The 11802-nt window shown below is 43.0% G+C and carries 12 protein-coding genes; 7 read left to right on the forward strand and 5 right to left on the reverse strand.

Annotation, left to right across the window (positions count from 1 at the left end; genetic code table 11):
• On the reverse strand, positions 1 to 143 hold a 143-nt coding region (locus IM479_RS09515; protein WP_287699382.1), incomplete at its 3' end, for a helix-turn-helix domain-containing protein.
• A gap of 91 nt (positions 144 to 234) precedes the next feature.
• On the opposite strand from IM479_RS09515, the gene rbp reads away from it, so the two are divergent.
• Positions 235 to 537, forward strand: a complete 303-nt coding sequence (gene rbp, locus IM479_RS09520; RefSeq protein WP_286825795.1) for an RNA-binding regulator — start codon at positions 235 to 237, stop codon at positions 535 to 537.
• 57 nt (positions 538 to 594) lie between these two features.
• On the opposite strand, the gene IM479_RS09525 is transcribed toward rbp, so the two are convergent.
• The gene (locus IM479_RS09525) at positions 595 to 1212 is read right to left on the reverse strand and encodes a DedA family protein (RefSeq protein ID WP_286825803.1); all 618 of its coding nucleotides are present in this window, start codon (positions 1210 to 1212) and stop codon (positions 595 to 597) included.
• A 69-nt stretch (positions 1213 to 1281) separates the two neighbouring features.
• Between IM479_RS09525 and IM479_RS09530 the strand changes: the two genes are divergently transcribed.
• From IM479_RS09530 to IM479_RS09550, 5 genes are all read left to right on the forward strand, one after another.
• Positions 1282 to 1821 (forward strand): pentapeptide repeat-containing protein, encoded by a 540-nt coding sequence (locus IM479_RS09530; RefSeq protein ID WP_287687852.1) that lies wholly within the window; start codon positions 1282 to 1284, stop codon positions 1819 to 1821.
• Positions 1822 to 2167: 346 nt separating this feature from the next.
• Complete coding sequence (locus IM479_RS09535; RefSeq protein ID WP_287687854.1) at positions 2168 to 3784, forward strand: ABC transporter substrate-binding protein; 1617 nt, start codon at positions 2168 to 2170, stop codon at positions 3782 to 3784.
• A gap of 158 nt (positions 3785 to 3942) precedes the next feature.
• Positions 3943 to 4725, forward strand: a complete 783-nt coding sequence (locus tag IM479_RS09540; RefSeq protein WP_286825798.1) for an endonuclease/exonuclease/phosphatase family protein — start codon at positions 3943 to 3945, stop codon at positions 4723 to 4725.
• Between the two features lie 365 nt (positions 4726 to 5090).
• On the forward strand, positions 5091 to 5327 hold the full coding sequence (locus tag IM479_RS09545; protein WP_052278120.1) for a CsbD family protein: 237 nt from the start codon (positions 5091 to 5093) through the stop codon (positions 5325 to 5327).
• A 14-nt stretch (positions 5328 to 5341) separates the two neighbouring features.
• Positions 5342 to 5617 carry a GlsB/YeaQ/YmgE family stress response membrane protein gene (locus IM479_RS09550; protein WP_502845714.1) on the forward strand — a complete coding sequence of 92 codons (276 nt, stop codon included), beginning with the start codon at positions 5342 to 5344 and terminating at the stop codon, positions 5615 to 5617.
• Between the two features lie 16 nt (positions 5618 to 5633).
• Here IM479_RS09550 and pyrR read toward each other — a convergent pair whose 3' ends face one another.
• Complete coding sequence (pyrR, locus tag IM479_RS09555; RefSeq protein WP_287687856.1) at positions 5634 to 6167, reverse strand: bifunctional pyr operon transcriptional regulator/uracil phosphoribosyltransferase PyrR; 534 nt, start codon at positions 6165 to 6167, stop codon at positions 5634 to 5636.
• Positions 6168 to 6288: 121 nt separating this feature from the next.
• Here pyrR and IM479_RS09560 point away from each other — a divergent pair, with 121 nt between their 5' ends.
• Positions 6289 to 7686 carry an amidase gene (locus IM479_RS09560; protein WP_287687858.1) on the forward strand — a complete coding sequence of 466 codons (1398 nt, stop codon included), beginning with the start codon at positions 6289 to 6291 and terminating at the stop codon, positions 7684 to 7686.
• Here the strand turns inward: IM479_RS09560 and IM479_RS09565 are convergent.
• Complete coding sequence (locus IM479_RS09565; RefSeq protein WP_287687860.1) at positions 7679 to 9553, reverse strand: ABC transporter ATP-binding protein; 1875 nt, start codon at positions 9551 to 9553, stop codon at positions 7679 to 7681. The genes IM479_RS09560 and IM479_RS09565 overlap by 8 nt on opposite strands.
• 537 nt (positions 9554 to 10090) lie before the next feature.
• Positions 10091 to 11341, reverse strand: a complete 1251-nt coding sequence (metK, locus tag IM479_RS09570; RefSeq protein WP_287078331.1) for a methionine adenosyltransferase — start codon at positions 11339 to 11341, stop codon at positions 10091 to 10093.
• Between the last annotated feature and the right edge of the window lie 461 nt (positions 11342 to 11802).

Consider the following 11802-nt stretch of genomic DNA (forward strand, 5'->3'; position numbering starts at 1 on the left):
ACTCTTTCTTGCTTTTCGTACCATGCTTTTGTTCTGAGATGGAGAGCTTTATTGTAAACTAATCTTACACAGCCCAAAGTGCGCCGCAATAGCGACTCTTGTTCTGGTGTGGGGTAAAATCGGAACCAATAGGCTTTTTCCATGGGGAGAATTTTAGCATATATTCCGTAAATGTGCTAATATTTAACGGTAAAGCCGTCGTAGAACGACGGGGTTTCAGACCCAAAATTTTCGATGACAATTTACGTTGGTAATCTGGTTTATGAAGTCACGAAAGAGGACTTGCACGGTGTATTCGCTGAATACGGCACGGTTAGTCGCGTTTACTTGCCCGTAGATCAAGCAACGGGTAAAATGCGCGGTTTTGCTTTTGTGGAAATGTCCTCCGATGAGGAAGAAGCAAAAGCGATCGAAACTCTTGACGGGGCCGAATGGATGGGACGACAGATGAAAGTCAATAAAGCTCGTCCCAGAGAAGATAATTTTGGTGGTGGTGGCGGCGGTGAGCGCAAAAACTTCGGGCGCCGCGAACGTTAAAGAGATTCTTGTCAAATTCCCGAAGCGGTTATTTCTGATAACCGCTTTCTTCTGGGCTTAAACTGTCGTTTTCCGTGACTCAAGGATGGGGTGGATAATTGTCCAGGCCAGGACGATAATTAAAGCCAAGATACCAAAACGAGCCATAGAACTAACTAATTGGTGCAAGGGGAACAAACGGCCTAAAAAGAAGGATAATGTCACCATAATCGTCGCCCACACCGTTGCTCCACCGAGATTACAGAGGAAAAAGCGACCGTAGGGCATTCGGGCAATTCCCGCCATGGGACCTGCAAAGATTCTTAACAGGGCCACGAAGCGACCGAAAAAGACCGCCCGGGGTGCATTTTTACTAAATTGTTCCTTGGCTAATTCTAGTTTTTGAGGTGGAATCCGAAAGAATTTGCCAACTTTTAACAAAAACGGCCAACCCCCAGCGCGACCGAGCCAATAGCCGAAATTATCGCCTAAAACTGCTCCTGTAATTGCGCTGACTAAAACTAACCAATAGTTCAAATCACCGCTACCGGCAAGGAAGCCGCCCACAATGGTGATGGTTTCTCCCGGGATGGGAATCCCCGTATTTTCCAGGGTGATGCCGATAAATACTGCCCAGTATCCGTATTGGTGGGCGATTTCTTCAATATTTTCTAGGGATAATAGCTCTAGGGACATGGAGCGCTTTCTTAACAAAGGTTTACGAATATTCTAAGATATTTTTACAGTATTTAACCGTGGCTGACCATGACTTTTCCCAGTATTGATTTATTAGCAATTCGTCAGGGTGAGATAAAAGATTTAGCGGGCATGAATTTGGCAGGGGCTGATTTAGCGGGTGCAGACCTAGCAGGGGCGAATTTACGGGCAAATTTACGCGGTGCTGACCTGACAGGGGCAAATTTAAGGGGAGCAGATTTTCGTAATGCCGATTTACGCGGGGCAATTCTCCTCGATGCGATCATGACTGGGGCAAGTTTGGCCGGCGCTTTTTTAGCCGGGGCGGTTTTTAATCATCTAGATTTGTCCGGGGCGGATTTTCGCGGTGTCGATGGCCGGGGAGTGAGTTTTGTCGGGGCGATTTTAACCCAAGCGGATTTTACTAGCGCTAATCTTTCTGGGGCAGATCTGTCGGCAACTGATTTAGAGGAAGCAATTTTTTTCGGGGCGGTTTTACGGGGAACAAATTTTACTGATGCCAATCTTCTTTGTGCTAGTTTAACCTCGGCAGTAACCACGGGGGCAATTTTCGATCGAGCTTGTTTAGAAGGGACAGGATTAACCTAAATGGCTGATAGATAAAAGAAGATGAGTTTCTAATTAGTTGCTGGAACCTGATCTAGATTGAAAAATCTTACTCATTCCCCTGTTTATCGGCCTCCATAGCTCCAGCTATTCTGAACCATTTAACACCTTTGCTGCCCTGGATCTTCTTCTTGACCAAATTTATCAAGTTTTTGCCATTCTCGACCGGAAAATTTAATTTAATTGTCCGGGTAATCAGTCCAGTTATTGAAGAATTTTACCCAACCAATTAAGCAATCAATCTACTTCCTTAAGGGAACCTAGAAGAAAAGACTATGCACAAAAATGATAGGATTGATTGATACCTAGCTGCCGTTAATCGCCCTCGATGAAACCTTTACGCCAACTTTACCACTATTTAAGTTTATTTTGCCTCTGTCTTCTTCTGACCGTGGGCTGTCAGTCCACTAATTCCAATTTACCCCAGGGAGATAGCGATCGCCTGATAATTGGGACAACCCTAAAACCGCGCTCGCTCGATCCTGCCGATAGTTATGAGTTAGCAGGACTTTTTATTATTTATAATCTCGGTGAAACTCTCTACACCTACGCCGAAGGAACCACTAATTTAAACCCTCTCCTTGCCACGGAATTACCCCAAATTAGCCCCGATGGTTTGACTTATACTATCCCAGTACGTCGGGGAGTTATCTTTCATGATGGCACGGTTTTTAACGCAGAGGCGATGAAGTTTTCCTTAGAAAGATTTATCAAAAATGGTGGCGAACCTTCCTTTCTTCTGCGGGATACAATTGATAGGATCACCGCCAGCAAAGAAGACGAAATTACTATTAAATTAACCAGACCTTTTGCCGCTTTTCCCGCTCTTTTAGCTTATCCCGGAGCCTGTGCGGTTTCACCAAAATTTTATCAAATTGGCGAGGGTAAATTCAAACCAGAAGAATTTATCGGCACAGGACATTATCAATTAAAAGCAGTTACTAGCGATTCTTTTAGTTTAGAAGCCTTTGATCGCTATTGGGGAGAACCAGCCAAAAATAAGGGAGTTAATGTGCAAATTTATCTCTCGAATCCTGCCAATTTATTCAACGGTTTTCAAACGGGAGCGGTGGATATTGCCTATCAATCTTTACTGCCTCCTCAAGTGAGAAAATTACGCACAGAAGCAGCCCAGGGAAAATGGCAAGCGATCGAATCTTCTGGAGCAGCAATTAACTTTATGAGCGTCAATCTCAAAAGTGAACCCACCAATAATATTTTAGTGCGACAAGCCATTGCTTCTCTAGTCGATCGAGATTTACTTAATGATCGCATTTTACAAGGTCAAGGCATACCTCTTTTTAGTCTCATTCCTACTACTTTTTCCGAGTCACAACCGGTGTTTAAAGAGCGCTATGGCAACCATAATATAGAGCAAGCCAAACAATTACTAAAAACTGCTGGTTATAGTCCAGAAAAACCCGCAATTGTAGAAGTTTGGCACTCCTCGGGATCGATCACTTCCAGCACTGTAGCGGCAGTGCTGAAAGCCCTATCAAAACGCGATTTAGATAATAGTATTCAATTTGAACCCAATAGTATCCTAGGAGCGGCATTTTTCCGTAATATTGGCCGGGGACTTTATACCACTGCCCTATCTAATTGGTATCCCGATTTTTTGGATGCAGATAACTATATTTATCCCTTTTTAGATTGTGCTAAAGGTTCCCCAGACACTGGCTGCGAAGAGGGAGGATCGCAAAGTCAAGGCTCATTTTTTTATAGTCAAGAAATGAATCAATTAATCGCACAATCCCGTCGGGAAAGTAACCCAGCCAAAAGAAAGCAAATTTTTGGCAAAATTCAAGAAATTCTCGCCGATGAAGTTCCCTATATTCCGCTTTGGCAAACCAAGGAATACGCTTTTGCTCGCAATGGCATCACGGGAGTTATCATCAATCCCAGTCAAACTTTTCCCTTTTGGACAATTGCCAAAAAATCCTGATAATTAATTATCAGTTATCAGATGTGAGTTTTCAGTTATCAGATGTGAGTTTTCAGTTATCAGATGTGAGTTTTCAGCTTACTGATTACTGTTTACTGTTTACTGTTCACTGAAAAAACTCCCCACTTCCTATTCCCTTCCTCATTCTCCATTTTCCTATGAAACTAACAGCAATGTCCTTTAATATTCGCTACGATAAACCCGATCCCGATGAGCGTAATTGGCGAGTAAGAAGGGAAGCAGTAGCGGCTTTAATTGCTCACTATTCTCCCGATATAATTGGTACTCAGGAAGCTCGCGCTAATCAATTATTGGATCTACACCGTTTATTGCCAAAATACCAAAGCTTAGGCAGCGATCGCAGGGGGACAGGATTAGATGAACATTGTGCGATTTTATATCAACCAAGTCGGTTAAAATGTTTAGAAATATACGAATTTTGGCTATCGGAAACTCCCGATATTATTGGCAGTATCACTGAAGCTTGGGGTAATCCTTATCCCCGCATGGTAACAGGTGCTAAATTTCGCACTCTTGAGGGGCAAACTTTGCAGTTTTATAACACCCATCTCGATTACTATAGCGACAAAGCTAAGGACTTAGGGGCTAAGTGCATACAAGAGCATTTTTGTCAACTAGATTTGACAAAAGATTACCTATTTTTAACGGGTGATTTTAATGTTAATTCTCAGCAATTACCCCGTCAGATTTTAACTCAACCTCTCCAGTCAGAAATTAAATTAAAGGACGCTTTAGCAGATTTGGAATTAGCCGAACAAATGAGCTTTAATAATTACACTGATAACCCTTATTTAGCCATCGATACAATTTATTATGATAGCCGTTTGCAGTTAGATTGGGCAAAAGTCGATCGTTCTCGTTGGTTGAATCTTATTCCTTCCGATCATTATCCCGTAATTGCTGCTTTTACCTTGCCCTAAAAATAGATTATTTTTGTATTTAGCAAATATATAGAGGCTGAAAGCTTCAGCAGGCTCTGGTGATTCGATGGTTAAATTTGTTCAGTTTTTTAAACGGCAAAAAAATTAACAAACAATAAGCGCAAGCCTGGCCAGATATAGATCTATTCCAATGGCGAAACCAATAATAATTATAGCGTTTCTGATTCACAAGAGGTACATTGCCGATCCTGAGCAGCTTAATCAGCAAAGGTTTAAGTGTGCCGCACATATGCGAGAACCGCTATATTCCCAAAAACTTAAGATTTATTTACGTTTTTAAAGGGCAGTAATTACCGCATTTGTGTTATAATAATAATAACAATTTCTTAACCGAGGAAAAATTTATGAGCATCGAAGACAAAATGAAGGCGGCTGCCAAAAATGTCGAGGGGAAAGTACAATCGGCTGCTGGAGAATTAACTGGCGACGAGAAAATGAAAGCAGAAGGAGAATTAAAGCAGGTACAAGCAGCGGCAATGAACGTGGCAGCTGATGTCAAAGATAAGGCAGAAAATTTGTTGGAGGACATGAAAAACGCCGCCCAGGACGCAATCGAAAACATTAAAGACAAAATTAACTGAACGGGATTAAAATCATGATTAATGTCATTTCTTGGATAATTTTGGGCTTTATTGCTGGTGCGATCGCAAAAGCTATTTATCCTGGGCGACAGGGGGGTGGTATTTTGGCCACGACTTTGCTAGGAATTATCGGGGCTTTTGTGGGGGGAACTCTGTTAAATTTGATTCAAACTGGCAGTTTTGCCCTAGCGGGTTCTACCTTAAGCATACCGGGCATTTTTGTCGCTATTCTCGGTGCGATCGTGTTTATTTTCCTCTGGGGATTAGTCACGACTTCCCGTCCTGACTAATAGTCTTAACTCCTGTTTATTTGATTAATTCCACCCCATCTTTGCCGTCAATATCTTGTAGATAAACTTTTACCTGTTCCTCGGCTGCGGTGGGTAGTTTTTTGCCTGTAAAATCCGGGTGAATTGGTAATTCCCGATGACCACGATCAACTAACACTAATAAGCGGATTTTTTGCGGTCTGCCATACTCAATAATAGCATTGAAAGCGGCGCGGATCGTGCGACCTTTATAGATAACATCATCGACTAAAATCACAGTTTTTCCCGTGACATCTAGGGGCATTTTGGTTTTAGCAGGAGTGCGGGTTTTAATGCGATCGAGATCGTCGCGATAGAAGGTAATATCGATCGCTCCCACGGGAACTTTTACCCCTTCTAAGCTTTCAATTTGACTAGCAATTAAATTAGCTAAAGGCACTCCTCGCGTGTAGATACCGATCAAAATCAAATTATGCAAATCGCCACTTTTTTCGATAACTTCGGAAGCTAAACGGGTAATAGTGCGACGAATTTCGTCAGCCGAGAGAATTTCAATTAACTGTGGAGTCATAATTTTCCAAGACAAGAGGGGATAGGGGATAGGGAAATTTTTACTTCAATTTTCCTTTAAAACCATCTCTATCATTAAAGAATATAATTATTTTCACTTACCTATTTTACCTCGATCGCTCATGAGTGATGAATTATTGCCAAAATCTGCCCTAGAATTAGCCCAACTGATTCGCACTAAACAAATCTCCCCCCTAGAATTAACCCATTTATACCTCGACAGAATTGAGAAATTTGACTGTCAAATTGGTAGTTTTGTCCATGTCGCTGGGGAAAGCGCCCTAGCAACCGCCAGCGCCCAAACGGAACAATTAAGTCAAATCGCCGATACTGCCGAATTACCGCCTTTTTTTGGAGTTCCCACCGCCATTAAAGACTTAAATGCCGTCGCTGGAATGCCCGTTAGTTACGGAGTCGCCGCCCTCCGGGGAAATATTGCCCAGTACGATGAAGGAATCGTCACCAGAATCAAAAGGGCGGGTTTTATCCTTCTGGGCAAAACTGCCACTTCCCAACTAGGTTCCTTTCCCTACACCGAAAATCCGGGTTTTTTGCCGACTCGTAACCCCTTCAACCGCGATTATACCGCAGGAGGTTCTAGTGGCGGGGCAGCGGCAGCTGTAGCGGCGGGTTTCTGCCCGATTGCCCAGGGTTCCGACGGTGGCGGTTCGGTGCGTACTCCGGCGGGTTGTTGCGGTTTGGTGGGGATAAAACCCAGTCGCGGGCGCGTTTCCTATGCCCCGGTGGGAGAATTTCAAAGCGGTATCGCCACTAACGGCACTCTTTCTAAGACGGTGGCAGATGGGGCGGCGCTGCTTACCGTGATTTCGGGCTATACGACGGGCGATCCCTACTGGCTACCCGATCCAGCCTTTTCTTTCCTAGAAGCCACCAAAAGAGGCGTAAAACCCCTAAGAATCGCTTTTTCTACTTCCATATCCCCCTTCGGCGAAGCGGCTTCCGTCTATAAAAATGCTGTTATCGAGACGGCTAAAAATTTAGAGGACATGGGGCATCATTTAACGGAGTATTCTCCCGATTTACAGGCTTTAATCGCTCCTTTTAGCCTTATTTGGCAAGCGGGTACGGCGGCGACGGGAATTCCGAAGGAGTTATTAAGTCCCCTTAATCAATGGTTATTAGACAATTCTGGCAGCGCTGGGGAATACCTGCAAGCGGTGCGGCAGATGCACGTTATTTCGCGGCAAATTGTGGCGATATTTGATAATTTTGATGTCTTACTTTTGCCCATTTTCCTACATCAACCCCCCGGAATTGGTGAGTGGGAAAATTTACCACCGGAAGAAGCGGTTAATAAGATGATTGGTTGGATTGCCCCTTCTCCCATTGCTAATGCGAGTGGTTTACCCGCGATTGCTTTACCCACAGGAGTGGATAGTCAGGGTTTACCCGTGGGAATTCAGTTAGTTGGTAAACCTGCCGATGAAATCACTTTGTTAGGTTTATCGGCACAATTAGAGGCAGCTAATCCTTTCGGTTTGATGGCTAATTTTAACTAGCAAGACTTTCGGTAAATTGGGGAATGGAAGCGATAAGTTTACGGGTGTAATCACTTTGGGGAGAGTTAATAATTTGGTTAGCTGTACCCATTTCCTCAATTTTACCTTTATTCATCACCATAATGCGATCGCTCATAAATCTGACAACACTTAAATCGTGGGAAATAAAGATATAAGTGAGATTAAATTCCTGCTGTAATTCTTTGAGTAAATTTAAGACTCCCGCTTGCACGGAAACATCCAAAGCAGAGACAGATTCATCACAGATAATAAACTGAGGATTTAAGGCTAAAGCGCGAGCAATACACACCCTTTGTCGTTGTCCTCCTGATAGTTGATGGGGATAGCGATCAAACCAATTAGGATCAAGTTTAACTCGTTCTAATAAATATTCTACTCGTTCACGTTGCTTTTGGGAATTGCCGCCAGTATGATGAATAACCAGCGGTTCTAAAATTGCTTTACCAATGGATAAACGGGGATTCAGGGAGTTGTAGGGATTCTGGAAAACTATCTGTAATTCCCGTCGCAGTAATCTTAATTTTGGATCGCTGGGGTTTAATTTAGCGAGATTTTCTCCTCGGAAATAGATATTTCCAGAAGTGGCAGGAATTAAGCGCAGAATTGTCCTTGCTAGGGTTGATTTCCCGCAGCCCGATTCACCGACTAAACCGAGGGTTTCCCCCTGTTTAACGGTAAAACTGATCTGATCTACGGCATTAAAAAAGGTCTTTACTTGCCCGAAAACTCCCTTAACTGGAAATCTAACCGATAAATTTTCTACCGATAAAATATTCTCGTGATTCTGTAAACCTTCAATTCTGCTTTCTTCCTCTTGGAGAGTAATAAATTTAACTGCCGGTGGAGTAATTTCCTGTAATTCAATAATCTTACCTTGAGAGTCTTTTTCCACTTGTAAAAAATCGCTGACGGTGGGCAATTTTTCGGGACGAGAGTTTAAGCGTGGACGACAGGCAAGTAAACCTTTTGTGTAGGGATGTTGGGGATAATTTAATACTTCTTCTTTAGTTCCCTGTTCGACAATTTCTCCTTGATACATCACGACAATTTGATCGGCAATTTCGTTAATAACTCCTAGATCATGGGAGATAAAAACCATTGACATTTCTCGATCGCTTTTACACAAATCTCGTAATAATCTTAATATTTCTGCTTGGACAGTCACATCTAAAGCGGTGGTTGGTTCATCGGCAATTAATAGAGTAGGATTACAAGAAATCGCCATGGCAATCATTACCCTTTGTAATTGTCCCCCCGATAATTCGTGAGGATAACGCTTAAGAATTACCTCTTTTTGTTCCTGAATATAAGTTCTAATTTTTTCTCTGACATGACCCTTATTTTCTAAGGGAAAAGTTTCTATATACTTCTCCTCTAACTGTTCATCACTGGGTAATAAGCGCACTTCTTGCAGTAGAGAGATTGCTTGATTTTTTGCCTGTTCAGTGCTGACTTTTTGATGCAGTAAAATTGCTTCGGTAATTTGAAACTCGATGTTATAAACTGGATTAAGAGAACTCATTGGTTCTTGGAAAATCATCGCCATTTCTCCCCCGCGATAATAACGCAATTCTTCTGGGGGAATAGATAATAAATCTACTGCTTGCATTGACTGACCTTTTGCCGGACGAAAGCAAATTTCTCCCCCGGTAATTTTTCCCGGAGAGGGAACCAGTCCCATGAGTGCGAGGGAGGTGACGGATTTTCCCGAACCCGACTCCCCCACACAACCGAGAACTTGACCTTTCTGCAAGCTAAAACTAATGTTATTAACGGCGACTGTTGTTCTTTTGTGATTAGAAAATTCAACGGTGAGATGGCGAACGTCGAGAACTTTGTTATCCATAGCTCTTTAACTGGTGAAACCTAGCATCATCTTAACCTAAGTTGTCAATTTTAACTATATAGCAGTTATCTTATTGGTGAGATGGGAAGTTTTCCTTACCCAATCAGGTTACACTTCATCTTGATGAGAAACGCTATATTCATCTTCACTCATCAACAAATAACACTAAATCCTGTTATTAAAGAATGATTATTTATTCACTCTATTGCCTATTGCCTTTTGCATGAGTGCCTCTCCTCATAAGTAGCCTATACTCAACGTATTTAGTATAACAGGTGAGCTTTTTTTAGCTACAAGAAGACCCAGAGAATAGGGAGGCTAAAGTGTTGAAAGTATCATCAATATTTAAAACTAAACCTTTTGCTGTCCGGTTATCCCATAAGAGTTAAGGATAAACACAAAGGCACAAAGAACACAAACAGAAAGACAGATTCGATTTACTGATAAATATAGCTTTTTCTGTTTAAAAACCGTCCAAAAAAGGAATAGAGCCTGAAACTCTATTCCTGAATCAAAATTTTCAGTTAATTTTTAACCCTATACCAGCGCAGAAGTCAAAGCTTCTTTGAGGATAGCGACTTTATCGGTTTGTTCCCAGGGTAAATCGAGATCATTGCGACCAAAATGACCATAAGCGGCCACCTCTTGGTAAAAACGCTCGCCTCTTTCACTGGGTAAACCGCGCAGGTTAAAGGTTTGGATAATACCGGCCGGACGGAGTTCAAAGTATTTATTGATTAAGTCCAGAATCACATCATCAGCGACTTTGCCAGTGCCAAAGGTTTCCACGAAGAGACTCACCGGACGAGCTACCCCAATCGCATAACCCACTTGAATCTCGCACTTATCGGCCAAACCAGCAGCGACGATATTTTTGGCCACATAACGGCAAGCATAGGCCGCGGAGCGATCGACTTTGGTAGGATCCTTACCGGAGAAAGCGCCGCCACCGTGACGAGAATAGCCACCGTAGGTATCGACGATAATTTTCCGTCCCGTTAATCCCGCGTCGCCTTGGGGTCCACCAATGACGAATTTTCCGGTGGGATTAACCAGATAACGGGTATTGGCATCGGGTTTAATCTCTAAATCGCTGAAGACCGGCTGTACTACCGCTTCCCAGAGATCACTTTTAATCTTTTGTTGGACGAGATCATTATCGGTGATATCGCCGATAGTAGCATCGTGTTGGGTAGAAACAAGGATAGTATCGATACCCACGGGACGACCATCTTCATAAATGACCGATACTTGCGTTTTACCGTCGGGACGCAGATAGGACAGTTCACCCGTTTTTCTGACTGCCGCTAAACGGCGAGCGATGCGGTGGGCTAAACTAATCGGTAAGGGCATAAATTCGGGGGTTTCATTGCAAGCGAAACCGAAGACAATACCCTGGTCTCCCGCACCAATTTTATCGAGTTCATCATTGCTGAGAAGTTCGCGATTTTCCTGAGCAGCCGTGACCCCCTGGGAAATATCGGGAGATTGTTCGTCTAAAGCGACTAAAACGGTGCAACTATTCGAGGAAAAGCCGTTATCTGCGTTGATATAGCCGATTTCAGCGATTTTCTTGCGAACTAAATCGACGAAATGAACCTGTGCTTTCGAGGTGATTTCACCAGTAATCAAGACTAACCCTGTATTGACAACCACTTCAGCCGCTACACGACTGTGGTCATCTTGGGATAACAGAGCATCGAGAATAGTATCGGAAATCTGGTCACAAATTTTATCGGGATGTCCCTCTGTCACCGATTCGGAGGTGAACAAATAACGTTTAGACAAGTGATGTCCCTCATATGGTAGTACATTTGAACGCAAAAAGATTCCAAGAAATCTTTGATCATATAGTGTAACAGGGAATTTGTAGAGATCGAGTATGTTCAATAAGAAACCGCCCGAACATTGTCCGGACGGAGTGTGGTGTGAGGAGTGAACGGAAACTTTCGTCTCCGCTAATTCCATTGTAGATGACAACTTAGAATCTTGAGCGATTTGAAACAAACTAGCCCAAAAAATTTTTATTTCTTGAAGGGGTTGACTAATGCCCGATCCCCTTCTCGATGATGTAGCCTGATTAATAGAGGTCGCAGAGCTATACGGAAAGATTTTGACATCCTCACCGCCGTAAACGGACGGTGATTCCCAAACCTCACGATTTAGGTTTCTGCTTCTTTCCCTTGCGGGGTTCCGCACCTGCCTTAACAGAGTAAATCTGTTCTGGTCTTATGGTCGCTCTACAGACT

The organism is Microcystis sp. M165S2, assembly GCF_020245885.1.
Classification (GTDB): Bacteria; Cyanobacteriota; Cyanobacteriia; order Cyanobacteriales; family Microcystaceae; genus Microcystis.

Coding starts and splice junctions, on each gene's coding strand:
- rbp (WP_286825795.1), top strand. CDS start 235: ATGACAATTTACGTTGGTAATCTGGTTTATGAAGTCACGAAAGAGGAC.
- IM479_RS09525 (WP_286825803.1), bottom strand. CDS start 1,212: ATGTCCCTAGAGCTATTATCCCTAGAAAATATTGAAGAAATCGCCCAC.
- IM479_RS09530 (WP_287687852.1), top strand. CDS start 1,282: ATGACTTTTCCCAGTATTGATTTATTAGCAATTCGTCAGGGTGAGATA.
- IM479_RS09535 (WP_287687854.1), top strand. CDS start 2,168: ATGAAACCTTTACGCCAACTTTACCACTATTTAAGTTTATTTTGCCTC.
- IM479_RS09540 (WP_286825798.1), top strand. CDS start 3,943: ATGAAACTAACAGCAATGTCCTTTAATATTCGCTACGATAAACCCGAT.
- IM479_RS09545 (WP_052278120.1), top strand. CDS start 5,091: ATGAGCATCGAAGACAAAATGAAGGCGGCTGCCAAAAATGTCGAGGGG.
- IM479_RS09550 (WP_502845714.1), top strand. CDS start 5,342: ATGATTAATGTCATTTCTTGGATAATTTTGGGCTTTATTGCTGGTGCG.
- pyrR (WP_287687856.1), bottom strand. CDS start 6,167: ATGACTCCACAGTTAATTGAAATTCTCTCGGCTGACGAAATTCGTCGC.
- IM479_RS09560 (WP_287687858.1), top strand. CDS start 6,289: ATGAGTGATGAATTATTGCCAAAATCTGCCCTAGAATTAGCCCAACTG.
- IM479_RS09565 (WP_287687860.1), bottom strand. CDS start 9,553: ATGGATAACAAAGTTCTCGACGTTCGCCATCTCACCGTTGAATTTTCT.